Source organism: Neoalteromonas flava (assembly GCF_002807685.1).
GTDB classification, from domain to species: domain Bacteria; phylum Pseudomonadota; class Gammaproteobacteria; order Enterobacterales; family Alteromonadaceae; genus Alteromonas_E; species Alteromonas_E flava.
Map to the genome: position 1 here is coordinate 1 of NZ_PEAX01000009.1, position 16,104 is coordinate 16,104.

Below are 16,104 nucleotides of genomic sequence, written 5' to 3' on the forward strand. Positions count from 1 at the left end.
TATAGAGGATTAAATTAGCATGACGTATAACAAACCGATCAAGCTCGCTCACTCTGTTCGCTGGGACAGTTACTCGCCCGCGCTGTCGCTATTTTCGCGGGCAAGTAACTGCCCCTTATTGGGGTGTTAGGAGCCAAAGTGAAAAAGGAATTTCAATATCTCTTATCCGAAATCACTATTGAAACAGATCCGAAAACTGGCCCCATCCTAAATCTTATCGACTGGCACCACAGAGATTACATAGAGGATGTTTTAATCGAAGTTTTTAATATTGAATTTGATTACCTTGTTGAAAATGATGATGAGAGTGTAACGCTTTATTTTACTGACAAAGCCGACCTTAATGCTCTAATCTCAACAGTAGACCAAATTAATGAGTTTCATAAATCAAAGAACAGGGAGTTTGATTTACCAAGTGGCACCTAACAAACCGGTCAAGCTCGCTCACTCCGTTCGCTGGGACAATTCCTCGCATGCGGCTCCGCGATTTTCGCATGCAAGTAATTGCCCCTTATCGGGGTGTTAGGTGTCAGTGTAGAGAAAATGGAACTACTCTTTTTTGGAATCTATTTTATTTTTTGCTTCTTAGCGATGCCGGTTCATGCGCATATAGTTTCTCAAAACAAGTATTTGCTTGCTGTTCAAATCTTGGTTTCATTTTTTATTTTCGTTTTTGTTATTGCTGATTATTTTAGAAATATTCCAGACGGCGAAAGTGGGTTTGTAATTGTAGGTATGTTGTTTGTTTTGCCGCTATTTAATTTCGTAGTCCAACTTGCCATTATGTGTTCTTATTATGTTGGTAAAAAATTAAAAGTACTGTTTAGCAATGCCACCTAACAAACGTTTTAATTCGCCCACGCTGGGCGTGGGCTGGGACACAAACATGCAGGCTGCTTCACAGTTTAGCCTACATGTTTGTGCCCCTTAAACGGGGCGTTATAGCCACAAGGATTTAATCAATGGATTTTAACTCAAAGGAAAACGATGAGTTTTGCTTGAAGCTTATTGAGTGCACTGAGAAAGAAGATCTTCTTGAGTGGCTCGGTAAAGATGATGATATTGAACGAACTTTAGGTGAGTTTTCAACCCAATCTGAATCAGAACAATTTGCTGCAGAGCTAGCTATTGCCGGAGCAAAGAATATTTGGGCTTTGGATATCGAACGAGCAACCGAAGATTGTAGATTTGAAAACTCAGGAAAAATTTGCGTCAAATTGCCAGAGGAAGATAGTGCTCGCGAAGAACTTCTTTCTTTGGCAAATGAAATAGCGGAAGAAAATGGCTTTGACCCAGTTCCAAACGAAAAGCAAGAGTATCTTTATATTGCGCTGGATTAAAAGCTATAACTATACATTGCAAAATATTCAGGTTAAACCACAACCTGAATTTATGAATTAGGCGTTATGTGGCTTAAGATAATATGGATAGGAAGCTACTAATTCTAATATTACCAATCACCGTTATGTTCTTAGCGGCGGCTTTCGTTTATCTTTTTTTCTTCACAAACGCAGCTACATACATATCACTTTACACTTTGTTTCTTTTTGTTGTTTCTCTATATACAGCCCGGCAATCAGTTTTTATCCAAACCTCAATGGTATGGGAGATAGACCAACTATCGGCTCAAGAGCAAAGTGATTTAGGCTTTTCCATCGCTAGAGATTTCATGGTGTTTCTAGTAATCCATAGTGCAATAGCAACAGCATTATATTTCGGGGTATATTGGCTTTATGGTTTATTTTAAGTCACCACATAACAAGGCCAAGCAACATCGTTCGCTGCGCTCTCTGGACAGGCTTGCGCTTGCGCCTTTTGTGTATGGCTTCGCCATTGTGGCACAAAATCCACAATCACAAGCCTGCCGTTGTTGGCGGCGTTCTATGCCAGGGTAGTATGGAAGCTTTTCAATTTTTAGAACATCCGTATTTAGTAGTAGTCTCAGCTATTATTAGCTGGCCAGTGTACAAATTAATCGCTCAACTTTTCTTTGGCTATAAGTATGAGAAACTGCCTGAAACTCTACACTATGTATTTCAACGCGACTGGGTATCATTGTGGAAAGGGCAGCATTGGGAAGACTTTGATGCAGAAGTTAAATTCAAATTTTTTATCGTGGTTTGTATTTTATGGGTAGTAGCTGTAGCCGAATTGTTGGCTCGTCTTTTTAATTAGATATGGTATTTGACAAGTCAATAAAGCTCCCCCCCATCAGTCGCTGGGACAAATACGTATATGGTTGTTTTATCGCTGTATACACCGCCTGTCGCCCCAGTGTCGCACGAATTTCGTAACCGACAATCGAGCAATACATGGATAATTTCCCCTCACATTGGTAAGGAGCCCATATGATAGTCAAACGTCTGAGAGAAAAACGAAGCTGGTCACAAGAACAGCTCGCCATGTTAAGCGGTTTGAGTACGAGAACTATTCAACGAATAGAAAGCGGAAACAAAGCCAGCATAGAATCTCTTAAAGCTCTTGCCTCTGTGTTTGAAATTGACATTTCTAAACTTCAAGAGGAAATTATCGTGATAGACAAAACATCAAAAGAATGGAACAAAGAGCCCTTATGGATCAGGCTTTCATTTTGGGGAGTGAAGGCGCGAAAGGAAATTATTATGTTAGAAATAATAACAGTGCTTTTGGGCCTGCTATCTTGGATCATTAAACCTGACATATTTGCCACGTCGGCATTTTTTCTTTTGGCTTATATTTTTTCTAACATGAAGCATTATATTGATACGAAAAAATATTGATGAGAGGCTATATAGCACCACTCTCAGTTCGTTCGCTGGGATGCATGTAGGGCGGCTTTGCTATTGTGCCCTGCGTGCCTACGCCCGCTAATCGAAAGTTATACACAATAGCAGGGTTATGTTAATACCAACGCCGCAACAGTATATAACAAGGACAAGGAGAAACTGATGGACGCAGGACTAGAAAGGCGACAATTTTCATTAAAATTTGGCATCGCAGGCTTGATTGCAACTGTCTTAGCCTTTGGCATGCTATATATGCTGCTCCAACATGAAAGCCTGAAAACAATAGCCTCAGTCGGCCTTGTTATGTTTGGCGCACCGTTTTGGCTTGCTAGCATCATTGCCCTCTTAACCGAGCGGCCACACTTGCGTTCATTGCGTGGAATGGCAATCGGGCTGTTGGTTATTTCCGTCATTATCACACTCTACTCTGCGCTAATCATGCTTATGCATACCGGAGGTGGCGCGAACATTGGTGGATTATCTGTATTAATTTTTTCTCCGCTTTTCTATTTAGTTGCAGGGTATTTGGGCTGGCGCTCTTGAATTCGCCAAACCAACTCAGGGTTTCACTCGCGCTAAAGAAACCGAAAACATTAAGACTGTAAAAACAAGCAAGCCAACATTATATTATGTAAACGGAACCTTCATGGAGGATAGTAAATGAACATCAATGCCACACTTATTGGCCAACTGGCTTTTTTCTTATCAATCACCTGCGCGATCATTGGCTACATTTTAGGTAAACGAAAAACGAATGAACCAGCGCTTATGGCGGTATTAGGCTTTATCTTCGGTTTAATTCCACCGCTCGGACCAATTTTTATTATGGTATTGGCGCTCAAAAAAGATGTCGCTACGACATCAAGCCAAGAGTCTTAGACTGACTACCGTCCTGATCTCTTTAGGAACAGATTAAAGTGCGCAGCAATTTCCAACACACGCGAAAAGTAGTGATTAGTACCCTTAGCGTATTGGCATTTGTGATTTGGGTATTTTTTGCGAACGAAGCGAGAAAAGAAATTTTTTATCTGTGCGGCAATTTTACGCAGGCGACTTCGCTTTCTAGCGTAATCTCACAATTAAATACCGCTACCCTATCCTCCTATTCAATTACCGTGGTTGAGAACGGTAAAACCATCACACAAAGCAGTTGGGTTATGCTGCACATGGCCCAGTGTAGCGTAAACATTGATCCGAACGGCATGGTTGTATCCGCGGCGTTTAGTTGGGGAGCAACCGACAGCTAAGTTACTATTGGATAAAAACTCAAGCATGAGATGCGCGTTTCTATATAATGCGCGCGCTTGAATATAAAACTAGTAAGGAAACTAATGAAATCTTTGAAACTACTTGCCTGCGCGCTTTTCCCTCTTGCTCTTACCGCCAACGTCAATGCGAAGGAATATTCCTTTGGCATGGGTGTGGGTAGTTTATACAGCGGTCTGGGCGTGAACATAGCTTCTCACTCAGAGAACAGTCTTACCTATATTTCTGCCGGTTGCGTGAGTTACTCCAGTCGTGCGGGTTCAACTTGCGGCGTCGGCGGCGGTTGGATCACTACCAATATACTCAGTGTGCCAAACAATAAGCATGGACTGGGTGCCTATGTGGGGATTGTCGGTACTGAGCGAGAAAGCTTCGATAACCACGATGCCATTTATGGTGGTGGTTTAGGTTACCATTATTTCTTCAATGGGATTGATCGAGCTGGTACCAACATCGGGCTTGGCTTCATGGTCGGTGATACTAATGACGGTACAGAGGGTGCGCTGGTGTTTCAGTTGGGCTATCAGTTTTAACCCATTCAGCCGCATTACTGCTTGGCACGCATACCAGCAAATGGCATGATCACTTAGACCATTCTTTTTGGAGTCCAACATGGAAGAACCACAAGAATACTGGGGCATGCCATTACGCTCTTATTGCATTTTGATCCACGTCAGTCAGCTCTCCAGCATTGTTGCGCCTGGTTTAGGATTTATCTTGCCGATTGTGATGTGGCTGGCGAATAAAGATAAACATCCTGACATTGATAAACACGGCAGAGTCACGGTTAACTGGGTATTGAGTTTACTCATTTACAGCATTATCTGCGGCATACTGACCATCATCTTTATCGGTATGATTGGGTTGGGGATTTTAGCGCTACTGAATTTTTTGTTTGCCATAATCGCTGCGGTAAAAGCCAACGATGGCAAGCTTTGGTACTACCCATTGAGCATTTCGTTTCTAAAGGTGTAAAGCATGCTTGCAAACACCCGGAAAATAGGCTTTTTTGTTGTGTTCATACTCGCTGGTAGCGCGGTCAGTTGTTCATCCTTACCCCCACCGTCAACCTCGCTTGAGGGAACTGGGATCACCGCATTAGCCGAAATATCACCGCAGGAAATAGCCGGCGAGTATTTACTCACCATTCAAACCGCAGACAAGCAGGGGGCTTTTGTCTACTTAAACACCAAAGCAGACTTGCGCGAACCCGACAATATTACGGTGACCATTCCACCCGCGTTGGTAGCAGTTTTTGAAGCCCAACTGGGTGCGCCACTGGAGCAGTTTATGCTGGGCAAGACCATTGCGGTTACCGGCAAAGCCAAGCGCGTACTGACCAGTGCGCAACAGTCGTCAGACGTTGCGTCTGGTGCAAAGTATTATTATCAAACCCACATTCGCATTAAACAGGCTGAAGAGCTGCAAATCGTTAACTCTGGCGAATAATCCGCAGAGTAAATTGTAAAAGAATATGGCGAAGGACTTTTTGCACTCTGAATAGTGCTATGCTCAGCGCATCACACGCACTAGCAGGATAAATGGATGAAATTGCTAAAATGGGGCGGTCTAGCCGCATTAACTGAAGCCACCACCTATCTGGTTGGTTTTGCCTTGTTTTTCGGAGTACTCAATACTAGCCAACTGAGCAGCGCTGACGAGCGTTTAGCTTATTTGTTGCAGCACCAAGATAGCTATTTCTTAGGCTATTTGGTTATCGGGGTTTTATTCAGTTTTGCCTTAATCGCGCTGGTGCAAGCCTTGTATCAGCGCATGCGCGAAGCCGCTCCGCAAGTGATGCAATACTCCGCTACCGTCGGCTATATCTGGGCTGGTTTTGTGCTTGCCAGTAGTTTTATCTTTTTGACCAGTCTTACCACTTTAACCAATATGCATCCTGCATCGCCTGAGAATGCATTGCTGCTCCACCAAACACTGGCCGTTGTCATATCTGCCTTAGGCGGTGGGATTGAATTAATTGGCGCTGTTTGGGTGCTAATCATCAGTGTAGTGGGTTTACGCTCCGGTATTTATTCGCGCTGGTTACACCTGTGGGGATTAGTGGTTGCGTTGGCCGGGATTTTAACCCTATTCGCCGGACTGGAAGCGTTACGCAGCGTTAGCTTTTTTGAACTTACCACTGCGCTGTTTGGACTTGGTCAAATTCTTTGGTTTATTGGCTTGGGTATTGCCATGTTGCGTGACCCGCAGGAAGACTAATGATGGCTGTCAGCACGTCACAACACATTACCTATAAAATAAATACAACCGTTACGGTTACCCAGTTTATCGATGTACTACAAAGCAGTGGCCTTGCAGAGCGCCGTCCGATTGATGATCTTATCTGTTTACAAGGCATGCTGGATAACGCCAACTTAACGGTAAGTGCTTGGCTTGGGGAGCAGTTAATCGGGATCGCGCGTAGCGTCACCGATTTTCATTATGCGTGCTATTTATCTGACCTCGCCGTGGACAAAGCCTACCAAAGCGCGGGGGTTGGCAAGCAGTTACAACATTTGACCCAACAACAGCTGGGGCCACAGACCAAACTCATTTTGCTCGCCGCCCCAGCCGCTAATGAATATTATGCCCATATCGGCTTTAGCCATAATCCGCGTTGCTGGGTGTTAGAGCGAGAGCGCAGTTTGATGAACCCTAGCGGAGCAAATTGATGTACCTGCCACCCAACATGCAAATGAATGATAAGGCGCGTATTGCGGCCTTTATCAACCGCTATAATTTTGCAGTATTGATGTCTTCTGACCTACAAGTCACCCATCTACCTTTGTTATTTCAGGAAAACGCGGATGGCCATGCAATCTTGCTTGGCCATATGGCAAAAGCTAATCGCCACTGGCAAGTGATGAACGATCAACGTGTAACGGCGGTGTTTACCGGGCCTCACAGCTACATCAGTCCAACTTGGTATCAGTCTCAGCCCAACGCGCCGACATGGAATTACGCTGCTGTTCAATGCTGTGGCACATTCTCTCGGTTGGATGAGGACGCCACCCGCGATGCAGTGATGCAATTGGTCGCGCACCAAGAGCCAGAAATTAGTCAGGATCCACCATATTGGCCTGAGGAATACATCCAGCGTTTAATTAAAGCCGTTGTCGGGTTTACTATTCAGGTAGATGACATTCAAGCAAAAGAAAAGTTAGGGCAGCATAAAACCCATGCCGACCAAACAGGTGTGTACACTGCTCTGCAGCATACGCCAAACCTTTCTGCGCAAAAGTTAGCTGCCTATATGCGAGAAGCGCAAAAAGGCATTGGTAAATAATCAAGAAAAGGAATCAAAACGTGAAGATCTACGGTGATGCCCAATCAGGCAATTGTTATAAAGTGCAGCTCACCTGTGCCTTGTTAGGGCTTGAGTATTCCTGGCATGCCATTGATATTTTGGCGGGTGATACCGCATCAGCTGAATTTCTGGCCAGCAATCCCGTGGGCAAAATACCGTTATTAGCGCTAGATGACGGGCGCTATTTATCTGAGTCTAATGCGATTATTAATTACCTCGCTCACGGCAGTGCTATGCTACCTAGCGAACCTTTTGCCTTGGCCAAAGTGCAGCAATGGCAGTTTTTTGAACAATACAGCCATGAACCCTATATCGCTGTAGCCCGCTTTATCGCCAAGTATTTGGGGATGCCAGAAGAAAGGCGTAGCGAGTTTGAGGCGAAACAAGCGGGCGGCCATAAAGCGTTGCAAGTGATGGAGCAGCAACTAAAACAAACGCCCTATCTGTGCGGCGAGAATGTAACTACTGCAGATATCAGTTTGTATGCCTATACCCATGTTGCCGACGAAGGTGGTTTTTCACTGGTACAGTACCCAGCCATTCAAGCATGGATGGGTCGTATTGCTGCGCTGCCTGCTTATCGCGCAATGCCAATCACGTAGCGGGTGAAAGGAAAAATTCCATTGACTGTAAGCGCTGCCTCACGCAGGGTGTCGGTTACATTAACGTTAAATTAGAAAAGGTCATTTTGTGCTAGGTTACCGGATCAGCACCACCCAAAGTGAATTTGATAACGAACTGATCTATCGTTTTATTTCTACCAGTTATTGGGCCGCAGGCATGCCGCGCGAGTTGCTCGAAAAGGCTATCGCCAATTCTTGGTGCTTTGCCGTATTTGATCAGGACAACCGACAAGTCGCCTTTGCCCGTTTGATCACTGATAAAGCCACCTTTGGCTATTTAGCGGATGTGTTTGTTATCGAAGACGCTCGGGGGCAAGGGATCAGCAAGTATTTGGTTGAGCACATTGTATCGTTACCCGAGGTCAAGGGCTTTCGCCGCTTATTACTGGCAACCTATGACGCCCACGGCTTGTATGCCCAATACGGCTTTAAGCCGATTGAAAAAGTCGAATCGCTGATGCAGATCTGGCAACCCGACATTTATCAATCCACTCAACCAGAGAAGGATTAGATCGCCTCGCGACTGCCATCGTCGAGAAAGCCGGTAAGATTAAGTAACACAGTAGAAAACTAAACAGATGAGAGCTGAACGAAATGGAAATCCGCATTGATGATCTAAGTGGCGGCGAAGTGATTGAATTGCTGCAAGAGCATTTGGCAGACATGTATGCCACATCACCTGCAGAAAGTGTGCATGCGTTGGACGTTGAAGGTTTAAAAGCCCCTGAGATCACATTTTTCAGTGCCTGGGATAACCATCAGTTAATGGGGTGTGCGGCAATTCGAGTGCTAAGCACCACCTCGGCAGAAATCAAATCGATGCGCACGGTCAAAGCGTATCGACAGCAAGGCGTTGCCAATCGCTTACTTGAGCACCTTTTCTCATATGCTAAAGCGCAAGGCATAGAGCAGCTCAGCCTTGAAACCGGTACACAAAGTTATTTTGCTGCAGCTCGCAACCTGTATCACAAACTTGGATTTGTCGATTGTGGCCCATTTGGTGACTATCAATTAGATCCCAATAGCCACTTTATGACGTTGTCGCTATGACCCTACTCGGCCACTACTACACAGTTGCGACCACGCCGTTTGGCTTCGTACATGGCCTCGTCGGCGCGATGCAATAAATCATCGATATTAGCTGGCGGTATGGCGCAAGCAAGGCCAATACTGGTAGTTATCTTGACTTTGCCCTTACCTGAGGTGACATGAATATCTGCGGTTTTCTCTAATAGTCGCTGGGCTAGTAACATTGCGGCGTCACAGGGCTCTGTGATCAGCAATACAAACTCTTCACCACCAAAGCGGCCAAAAACATCGGTTTCGCGGATCAAGGTGTCGACCGTTAACGCAAACTGCTTGAGGACTTCATCACCCACTCCGTGCCCATGGGTATCGTTGATTTGCTTAAAGTGATCAAGATCCAACATCAACAAACAGCAGGTTTGATGTTGACGTACCGCCAACTCTAAACGCTGCTGCGCCAGCAATAAGAAACTGCGACGATTGCGCACTCCGGTCAATTCGTCGGTATTCGCCTGAATCTCAGCGCGAGTTTTAGCTCGCTCCAACTCTTTAGTACGCATCTGCACTTCATTTTCCAAGCGCTGTTTGGAGGCTTCCAAATGCTCTCGATACTGCACTTCTGCTTGCTGCTTATCACGTCGCAACTGGCGCACGAACAGACCCATGGCGAGCATTATAGTGATCATCTCGATGTACGAGGCTACTGGCGGCAGATAATAGTTAAGCATGTTGTGTTCAACGTAACCCAGATCGCGCAGTGCTTGTATCACCAATCCCGCGACTAAAGTCGCCCACGCTAAGGTAAATATTCCAGCTTCGTTGGCCCCCTGCCGCCAACGCAGCATACCGACTACCAACATGACCGGATAAAGCGCCAACGCTAACGTGATCGTGATAATAGCCATGGCTTTGATCTGGAAAATGGCAGCAATTAAAAGTAAGCAAGCATTCACTATCATTAAAATTAAGATGTAGTCGGCTTTGGGTAAAAACTTGCGGGTGCGCAGAAACGCACGAGCGAATATCAAGCCACACACAATAGTCACTGCACCACTGATCGACATCAGGCTCCAATGAAAATTATCGGTAATGATGTGTTGATGGGTAAGTCCTAAAATTGTCGCCCAGCAGGTAATTTTTGACAGCGAGTACAGTGCATATAAAAAGAAAATTTTACGACCCGCGGCAAATCCAGCAACCACTGAAAACAGCGCCATTAAGAAAAAACCGCCGAATAAGAACATCAGCAAGCCCGATTCTCTAACATGGGATTCAGCCAATGCTTTGGGTGACCAGATCCGCATACTTGGATAGGTATAGCCGGCCTCTGTCGCACCGAAGCGAACCAATAAAGTCACACTGTTATTAGCTTGCACCTCAACCGGCACAACAAAACGATTATGTGTCACTGGGCGCGCCGAAAATGGTTTGTTCAAGGCGAGACGCTGAAATAACTGCACATCCAGAGATTTGAGATCAACCTGATAGGCGTCAATCTCAATGACCTGATGATCAACGTACTCCAAATACAGCATCAGATTTTGAGGCGTGGTATTTTGCAGGGTAAATACAGACCAGGTGTCACCGCGCACCAATCCGGTAGAACCTTGACTGGATAACGAAGTGAATTGGCCTGCTTGCAATTCGCGTAAGATATCAATCGCAGTATGACTATGCTCCGGGTCAAAATAGATGTGCGCAGCCCCTGTGCGTTGGGTGCCATCTTCATGTGCGCTCACTACGATGGTTTCTACTGCGTGTGCACTAGCTATCGCACACCAACATAACAGCACTACCACAAGTGAAATTAAACGTTGACCACTACACACTGACTTTTTCACCCTACCCAAACGCTATGCCGAACGACCGACTACTACTAATTATGCCGCGTGAGTATATAGAAGCACGATACCGATAGCCACCATGACTGCAGGGGTTTTCAAGCATCTTGAAGACTCTACAACCGGTTTGAAAGAGAGATAATAACGCAGGGTATTGTTTCGTCGATGAATTTCACCTAAAGTGAAACTGTCGCAATATTCTGACACGGCTGAGGAATTTTCACACATGGATATCAAAGGGTATATTGATTATTTCGCTGAAATATCGCATTTACCGCGCAATGAACAATTTACCTATTTAGAACGCGCTCGCGACAAAATAAATCAGCGCTGGCCAATCCCTTACTTTTTCGCCCTAGCGGTGCTGATCCGTGCACTGGTGTTGGGTGCCACCTACGCCCTCACCGCTCTGGTTTTGCACTGGCCACTTTGGGCTATCGTGATCACGATGATTTTTGCGTTGTTATTTGCTCGCCTCATCGAAAATGAAATTACTTGCCACCAAGTTCGCCAGCAACTTAAGAAAATTGTGAGTACTCACTTACCACCTAATCCTTAGGCTTGCCTAGGCTAATACTATTAACTCCAGCAGTATGCTGAATATCTGCCAAGGTTAAATGCGCCTTGGGATCAAGTTGCGATTGCTGCGCAAACCATAAGGTTAAAGTGGCTAGGGCATCATCCAATGCGTTGTGTGCAGGCGCAGCGGGTAAATTCAATCGATCACGGCAAACTGCCAAAGTGGCGCTATTCGGTGGTAATACGCTGTGTTGTTTTTGTAATGAATAAATCGCCAATTTCAGCGTGTCGAGCGTAACGATGGTCGGTACATGTAAACCCAAATTAGTCGCTACGGTGCTCAGTACGCCAACATCTAAATTTGCGTTGTGAAATACCCAAACGTGACTATCAACATAGCTCTGTAAGCGCTCAACCACCGCCTTAACCGGCGCCCCTTGACGAATTTGCTCGTCTGTTAAGCCATGGATCACCGGGCTCTGTTGTAAATCATCCTTGGTTCGGACCACTTGGTAAAAGCAGCTTGCTAGATCGACACAGTAATTACGGCCTTCTACCCAGCCGATGGATAACACTTTAGCGCTATTGGGATCTAGTGAGGTTAGCTCAAGATCAATCGCCAAAAAGGGGATATCGACCAATTTCTTAGCGGCAAAAGTGGCCGGCAGCGCTTGGCGGTGATGGCTTCCCAAGCCTTTAAACCAATTGAGTAACCCCACGCGCTACCCCACGCCCCCAGAGAACTTCATAACTGCCGCTTGTTGCGCGCGACCAATGGCTTTGAAAGCGGCTTTAAGCTGATGTTTTTCAATCGATGAAAGTTCGCTGACGGCAACACAGTTATCTGTGACTTTTTGCGTCAATTGGTGGCGCCAGCGTAAGCGATTTAGGAACAGCCAAATGTCGCGCAGATTATCAGCATCGCGTGAAGACAGTCCTGAGGTGCTGGGTAAATTAGCTAATCGCCCCAGCGTTGCAGGCATTTTAAGACCGCTTTCCAACGCATATAAACGCACTAGGTTATTAATAATTGCTACGGCGTTTTTCTTCAAATCAATACTGTCTTTTACATCGCGCCCTTTCTCATAAACAAACTTTTGAAACATCGATAAGGGCACGTTGATCTCGTTCGTATGCCGCGCTAACGCAGCGAGAAACATTTTGTTCTGAAGCAGTGGTGCGCGCTCAGCTTGTAGTTGTTTGAATAGTTCAACATCACCGGCAGCCGCGCGTGCATCTAAGAAAATGTTAAAATGCATGATAGCGTCTGGGGTGGGTTGCTTAACCCAGCTGCGCGCTTCATCCAACGCAGCGTTTAACGACAAGCGAAGTTCTGGATTAGAGGCCATGATATTGCCTGGACAAAGTTTGATCCCGCACTTATTCAGGCCCTGACACACGTAATCGGCAAGCTCGGCAAAATAGTGCTCTTCTGCCGTGGTGGGCGTGCGCTCAAGCAATAAGGCGTTGTCTTGATCGGAGCCTAGGGTTTGGTCCTCGCGTGCTTGGGAGCCATATACCACCCAGCAATAGGCCATTGGCGCCGGCCCCGCGTTGTGCTGATAGAAGGTAATCAACTTGCGCGTCATAATATCGGTGGCTTGCGACAACACTTTGCCCGCGATATCAAAATCACCGGCACGTTTGGCGTGGGTTGAGAAATAGTGCGGAATTTGCCAACTCGCCCGAATTAAGTCATACAGGTTTTGCGCTTTGGATAGCTCACCGATCACAAATAGTACATTGCCCCGTTGATGGCGCACGATGTCACTGGCCGTGATCATGCCCACCGGTTGATAACTGAAACGGTCGATCACTGGGAGGTGATGAATGTTACGTTCGGTCATCAATGACAAAGCATCAAACAAGGTCCGATTTTGGGTGATTTTAGCCGGCTGTGGGGTCATCACTTCGGCCACCGATAAGGCGTAATCGGTACCCCGTGCTACCACACGATTGCGCAAATCGCGATCGGTAAGAATGCCGACGAGATTGGCGTCTTGGGTGATCAATAGCGATGATACATTTTGCTCTGCCATCAAGGCAGCAGCCTGACCGATGGACTGCCCAACATCCGCGACTACCGGTGCCTTACTGATAACCTCAGATAATGGCTTGTATAGCCACATACTGTTTGAGTCAGTCACCGCACTGTTTTGCAGTGCATCAGTATTGGCGCTATTAAAAAAGTTGGCCACTGTAGCGTTTTCTAAGACTTGCAATACGGCGTCGCGTTGGAAGCAAAATATCAACCCTGGCATATCCACACTCAGGGTAATGGGATATTCAATATTATCGAGGATGCCGCTGATCCCAAAATAGTCGCCATCGCTGAGGTGACGGGTTGGGCCATCAGAATCTTTGACCGAAAATTGCCCGGCTTGGATCAAATACAAACAGTGCGGATCCGACTGCAACAACTGCTGTTTATTATCTTCAGTAACATAGATCAGCTTGGCTTTGTGCACCAAACGTTGAATATCACGCTCGCCTAGCTGGTCAAATGGCGCCGATGTGCGCAGAAAATCGCTGATCTGTTGTGGCACTGTGCTCACGGCTTTCTCCTTACGCAACTGTCACCCATGGTAAAAAGTATACGCGGGTTACAGTCGCAAACACTGGGTTAGATCAAAAAAAGGCCCGACAAAGTCGCCGAGCCTTTTGCCTTAATCAATGGCTAACCATTAGTGCGCCGTTGCTTCACCAGCTCCTTTCGGGAAGCGGATACTCTCAACTAACTCTTGGATTTCCTGTGGTGCTTCATCAGTCATCTTAAAGACCGCATAAGCCACCACAAAGTTTACTGCCATTCCAACGGTACCAATTCCTTCAGGTGAGATACCGAACCACCAGTTGGCAGGTACGTTGGCCGCTGGATTCACAAACTTAAAGTAGATGATGTACGCCGCGGTGAATGCGATACCCGCAATCATGCCCGACACTGCGCCTTTATCATTCATACGCTTGCTAAAGATACCCATAATGATCGCAGGGAAGAAGCTGGATGCTGCCAGACCAAAGGCAAAGGCCACTACCTGCGCCACGAATCCGGGCGGATTAATACCAAAGTAGCCAGCAATCCCGATTGCCACTGCCGCCGCCACCCGGGCGTAAAACAGCTCCGCTTTATCACTGATATCTGGTGCAAAGTTGCGTTTTAACAAGTCGTGTGACACCGATGTGGAGATAACCAACAGCAATCCGGCCGACGTTGATAACGCAGCAGCAACCCCGCCCGCAGCCACTAAAGCAATGACCCACGCTGGCAAGTTGGCAATTTCAGGGTTCGCTAATACCATGATATCGCGATCCACTTTCATCTCATTGCGCTCATCACCTGAGTAGAACATTTTGCCGTCACCGTTTTTATCTTCAAAGCCGATCAGCCCGGTTTGCTCCCAGTTTTTGATCCAGCTTGGCGCTTCAGCATAACTGGTGCCCGTGCCTTGTGGACCATTGATGGTTTCAATCATGTTAACCCGAGCAAAAGCGGCTAATGAAGGTGCTGTGGTGTACAAAATAGCGATAAATGCTAACGCCCAACCTGCACTCTTACGCGCATCACGAACCTTAGGCACAGTGAAGAAGCGCACGATAACGTGAGGTAAACCGGCGGTTCCTACCATCAAGGCAAAGGTAATAAAGAAGACGTCGATCGTGCTCTTAGTACCCGAGGTGTATTCATTAAAGCCAAGCTCGGTCGACAGCCCATCTAGCTTATCGAGCAAGTACACCCCGGACCCGTCAGCCAGCGTTGCGCCAAAGCCCGTTTGCGGCAGGATATGACCTGTGACCATCATTGAGATGAAAACTGCTGGTACGATATAGGCGAAAATAAGTACGCAGTATTGCGCCACTTGGGTGTAGGTGATCCCCTTCATACCGCCTAGCACGGTATAGAAGAATACGATTGCCATCCCGATAACCACACCGGTCACGATATCCACTTCAAGGAAACGACTGAATACCACGCCAACCCCGCGCATTTGCCCAGCAACGTAGGTAAAGCACACAAAGATGGCACAAAATACTGCAACAGTGCGCGCCGTTTGCGAGTAGTAACGATCACCGATAAAGTCAGGCACCGTAAACTTACCAAATTTACGCAAATACGGTGCAAGGCATAGTGCTAGTAATACGTAGCCGCCGGTCCAGCCCATCAAATATACTGCACCGTCATAGCCCATAAACGAGATCAAACCCGCCATGGAAATAAAGGATGCCGCAGACATCCAATCGGCAGCCGTGGCCATACCGTTCATTACCGGTGGTACACCACCACCCGCAACATAAAAGTCGTTAGTTGATCCCGCTCGAGCCCAAATAGCAATTGCAATGTATAACGCAAACGAGCCGCCTACGATTAAAAATGTGAGAGTTTGAACATCCATCACCCTACTCCTCGTCTACGCCATATTTTTTATCCATCGCATTCATTTTCGCCATGTAGACAAAGATCAGCGCGACAAACACATAAATAGAACCCTGTTGTGCAAACCAGAAGCCTAATTTAAACCCAAAGAATTGAATCGCATTTAGTTGGTCTACAAACAAGATGCCCGCACCAAATGAGACTACAAACCAGATAACCAATAGCTTGGCGAGTAGGCCGAGATTCTCTCGCCAATACGCGCTCTTATCATCATCACTTTTGAAAGCCATTTTTCTTTCCTCAAACTCGTTAAGTAGATGTTTTTATTTTTACAATTTACTAACCAGGCACGATTTATCGACTTTGGCGTAAGGAGAAAAATCCT

23 protein-coding genes are annotated in these 16,104 nt (G+C 46.3%); 18 read left to right on the forward strand and 5 right to left on the reverse strand.

Annotated elements, in window-relative coordinates; translation table 11 throughout:
- Positions 1–138 precede the first annotated feature (138 nt).
- From CSH92_RS16435 to CSH92_RS16520, 17 genes are all read left to right on the forward strand, one after another.
- Positions 139–426: a hypothetical protein gene (locus CSH92_RS16435; protein WP_100658739.1), complete on the forward strand. Its 288-nt coding sequence runs from the start codon at positions 139–141 to the stop codon at positions 424–426.
- A gap of 117 nt (positions 427–543) precedes the next feature.
- The gene (locus tag CSH92_RS16440; RefSeq protein ID WP_100658740.1) at positions 544–840 is read left to right on the forward strand and encodes a hypothetical protein; all 297 of its coding nucleotides are present in this window, start codon (positions 544–546) and stop codon (positions 838–840) included.
- A 122-nt stretch (positions 841–962) separates the two neighbouring features.
- Entirely contained in the window at positions 963–1,340 is a 378-nt protein-coding gene (locus CSH92_RS16445; RefSeq protein ID WP_100658741.1) for a hypothetical protein, read from the forward strand.
- A 493-nt stretch (positions 1,341–1,833) separates the two neighbouring features.
- Positions 1,834–2,175 carry a hypothetical protein gene (locus CSH92_RS16455; RefSeq protein ID WP_124916990.1) on the forward strand — a complete coding sequence of 114 codons (342 nt, stop codon included), beginning with the start codon at positions 1,834–1,836 and terminating at the stop codon, positions 2,173–2,175.
- A gap of 173 nt (positions 2,176–2,348) precedes the next feature.
- Complete coding sequence (locus CSH92_RS16460; RefSeq protein ID WP_100658744.1) at positions 2,349–2,759, forward strand: helix-turn-helix domain-containing protein; 411 nt, start codon at positions 2,349–2,351, stop codon at positions 2,757–2,759.
- Positions 2,760–2,927: 168 nt separating this feature from the next.
- A complete protein-coding gene (locus tag CSH92_RS16465; protein ID WP_100658745.1) occupies positions 2,928–3,308 on the forward strand; it encodes a hypothetical protein in 381 nt (126 codons plus the stop codon).
- Between the two features lie 117 nt (positions 3,309–3,425).
- Complete coding sequence (locus CSH92_RS16470) at positions 3,426–3,644, forward strand: hypothetical protein (RefSeq protein ID WP_100658746.1); 219 nt, start codon at positions 3,426–3,428, stop codon at positions 3,642–3,644.
- A gap of 38 nt (positions 3,645–3,682) precedes the next feature.
- Positions 3,683–4,012: an RNA-binding protein gene (locus CSH92_RS16475; protein WP_100658747.1), complete on the forward strand. Its 330-nt coding sequence runs from the start codon at positions 3,683–3,685 to the stop codon at positions 4,010–4,012.
- Positions 4,013–4,096: 84 nt separating this feature from the next.
- Positions 4,097–4,564: a hypothetical protein gene (locus CSH92_RS16480; protein WP_100658748.1), complete on the forward strand. Its 468-nt coding sequence runs from the start codon at positions 4,097–4,099 to the stop codon at positions 4,562–4,564.
- Positions 4,565–4,643: 79 nt separating this feature from the next.
- Positions 4,644–5,006, forward strand: a complete 363-nt coding sequence (locus CSH92_RS16485) for a DUF4870 domain-containing protein (protein ID WP_100658749.1) — start codon at positions 4,644–4,646, stop codon at positions 5,004–5,006.
- Positions 5,007–5,009: 3 nt separating this feature from the next.
- Positions 5,010–5,480, forward strand: coding sequence for a hypothetical protein (locus tag CSH92_RS16490; protein ID WP_100658750.1), 471 nt, complete (start codon positions 5,010–5,012; stop codon positions 5,478–5,480).
- 96 nt (positions 5,481–5,576) lie between these two features.
- Complete coding sequence (locus CSH92_RS16495) at positions 5,577–6,251, forward strand: DUF4386 family protein (protein ID WP_100658751.1); 675 nt, start codon at positions 5,577–5,579, stop codon at positions 6,249–6,251.
- Complete coding sequence (locus CSH92_RS16500; protein ID WP_240612851.1) at positions 6,251–6,703, forward strand: GNAT family N-acetyltransferase; 453 nt, start codon at positions 6,251–6,253, stop codon at positions 6,701–6,703. Before CSH92_RS16495 ends, CSH92_RS16500 begins: the two co-directional genes overlap by 1 nt.
- Positions 6,703–7,317 carry an FMN-binding negative transcriptional regulator gene (locus tag CSH92_RS16505; RefSeq protein ID WP_100658752.1) on the forward strand — a complete coding sequence of 205 codons (615 nt, stop codon included), beginning with the start codon at positions 6,703–6,705 and terminating at the stop codon, positions 7,315–7,317. The genes CSH92_RS16500 and CSH92_RS16505 overlap by 1 nt, the downstream gene beginning before the upstream one ends.
- A 20-nt stretch (positions 7,318–7,337) precedes the next feature.
- A complete protein-coding gene (locus CSH92_RS16510; RefSeq protein WP_100658753.1) occupies positions 7,338–7,940 on the forward strand; it encodes a glutathione S-transferase family protein in 603 nt (200 codons plus the stop codon).
- Positions 7,941–8,028: 88 nt separating this feature from the next.
- Positions 8,029–8,472, forward strand: coding sequence for a GNAT family N-acetyltransferase (locus CSH92_RS16515; protein WP_100658754.1), 444 nt, complete (start codon positions 8,029–8,031; stop codon positions 8,470–8,472).
- Positions 8,473–8,555: 83 nt separating this feature from the next.
- Complete coding sequence (locus CSH92_RS16520) at positions 8,556–9,011, forward strand: GNAT family N-acetyltransferase (RefSeq protein ID WP_100658755.1); 456 nt, start codon at positions 8,556–8,558, stop codon at positions 9,009–9,011.
- A gap of 2 nt (positions 9,012–9,013) precedes the next feature.
- Here CSH92_RS16520 and CSH92_RS16525 read toward each other — a convergent pair whose 3' ends face one another.
- A complete protein-coding gene (locus CSH92_RS16525; RefSeq protein WP_164084781.1) occupies positions 9,014–10,816 on the reverse strand; it encodes a sensor domain-containing diguanylate cyclase in 1,803 nt (600 codons plus the stop codon).
- Between the two features lie 238 nt (positions 10,817–11,054).
- Between CSH92_RS16525 and CSH92_RS16530 the strand changes: the two genes are divergently transcribed.
- Positions 11,055–11,387 carry a hypothetical protein gene (locus CSH92_RS16530; protein ID WP_100658757.1) on the forward strand — a complete coding sequence of 111 codons (333 nt, stop codon included), beginning with the start codon at positions 11,055–11,057 and terminating at the stop codon, positions 11,385–11,387.
- Here CSH92_RS16530 and CSH92_RS16535 read toward each other — a convergent pair.
- From CSH92_RS16535 to CSH92_RS16550, 4 genes are all read right to left on the reverse strand, one after another.
- On the reverse strand, positions 11,377–12,066 hold the full coding sequence (locus CSH92_RS16535) for a 3'-5' exonuclease (RefSeq protein ID WP_240612852.1): 690 nt from the start codon (positions 12,064–12,066) through the stop codon (positions 11,377–11,379). The two genes, CSH92_RS16530 and CSH92_RS16535, sit on opposite strands and share 11 nt — an antisense overlap.
- 3 nt (positions 12,067–12,069) lie before the next feature.
- Positions 12,070–13,902: a DUF294 nucleotidyltransferase-like domain-containing protein gene (locus CSH92_RS16540; RefSeq protein WP_100658758.1), complete on the reverse strand. Its 1,833-nt coding sequence runs from the start codon at positions 13,900–13,902 to the stop codon at positions 12,070–12,072.
- Positions 13,903–14,031: 129 nt separating this feature from the next.
- Positions 14,032–15,738 (reverse strand): sodium:solute symporter family protein, encoded by a 1,707-nt coding sequence (locus CSH92_RS16545; RefSeq protein WP_100658759.1) that lies wholly within the window; start codon positions 15,736–15,738, stop codon positions 14,032–14,034.
- 4 nt (positions 15,739–15,742) lie between these two features.
- Positions 15,743–16,009, reverse strand: a complete 267-nt coding sequence (locus tag CSH92_RS16550; RefSeq protein ID WP_100658760.1) for a DUF4212 domain-containing protein — start codon at positions 16,007–16,009, stop codon at positions 15,743–15,745.
- Between the last annotated feature and the right edge of the window lie 95 nt (positions 16,010–16,104).

What these genes read in the sequence shown, in the direction of transcription:
- CSH92_RS16520 (WP_100658755.1), top strand. Translation starts at nt 8,556, where the DNA reads ATGGAAATCCGCATTGATGATCTAAGTGGCGGCGAAGTGATTGAATTG.
- CSH92_RS16485 (WP_100658749.1), top strand. Translation starts at nt 4,644, where the DNA reads ATGGAAGAACCACAAGAATACTGGGGCATGCCATTACGCTCTTATTGC.
- CSH92_RS16505 (WP_100658752.1), top strand. Translation starts at nt 6,703, where the DNA reads ATGTACCTGCCACCCAACATGCAAATGAATGATAAGGCGCGTATTGCG.
- CSH92_RS16470 (WP_100658746.1), top strand. Translation starts at nt 3,426, where the DNA reads ATGAACATCAATGCCACACTTATTGGCCAACTGGCTTTTTTCTTATCA.
- CSH92_RS16480 (WP_100658748.1), top strand. Translation starts at nt 4,097, where the DNA reads ATGAAATCTTTGAAACTACTTGCCTGCGCGCTTTTCCCTCTTGCTCTT.
- CSH92_RS16545 (WP_100658759.1), bottom strand. Translation starts at nt 15,738, where the DNA reads ATGGATGTTCAAACTCTCACATTTTTAATCGTAGGCGGCTCGTTTGCG.
- CSH92_RS16460 (WP_100658744.1), top strand. Translation starts at nt 2,349, where the DNA reads ATGATAGTCAAACGTCTGAGAGAAAAACGAAGCTGGTCACAAGAACAG.
- CSH92_RS16495 (WP_100658751.1), top strand. Translation starts at nt 5,577, where the DNA reads ATGAAATTGCTAAAATGGGGCGGTCTAGCCGCATTAACTGAAGCCACC.
- CSH92_RS16465 (WP_100658745.1), top strand. Translation starts at nt 2,928, where the DNA reads ATGGACGCAGGACTAGAAAGGCGACAATTTTCATTAAAATTTGGCATC.
- CSH92_RS16440 (WP_100658740.1), top strand. Translation starts at nt 544, where the DNA reads ATGGAACTACTCTTTTTTGGAATCTATTTTATTTTTTGCTTCTTAGCG.
- CSH92_RS16490 (WP_100658750.1), top strand. Translation starts at nt 5,010, where the DNA reads ATGCTTGCAAACACCCGGAAAATAGGCTTTTTTGTTGTGTTCATACTC.
- CSH92_RS16500 (WP_240612851.1), top strand. Translation starts at nt 6,251, where the DNA reads ATGATGGCTGTCAGCACGTCACAACACATTACCTATAAAATAAATACA.
- CSH92_RS16530 (WP_100658757.1), top strand. Translation starts at nt 11,055, where the DNA reads ATGGATATCAAAGGGTATATTGATTATTTCGCTGAAATATCGCATTTA.
- CSH92_RS16550 (WP_100658760.1), bottom strand. Translation starts at nt 16,009, where the DNA reads ATGGCTTTCAAAAGTGATGATGATAAGAGCGCGTATTGGCGAGAGAAT.
- CSH92_RS16445 (WP_100658741.1), top strand. Translation starts at nt 963, where the DNA reads ATGGATTTTAACTCAAAGGAAAACGATGAGTTTTGCTTGAAGCTTATT.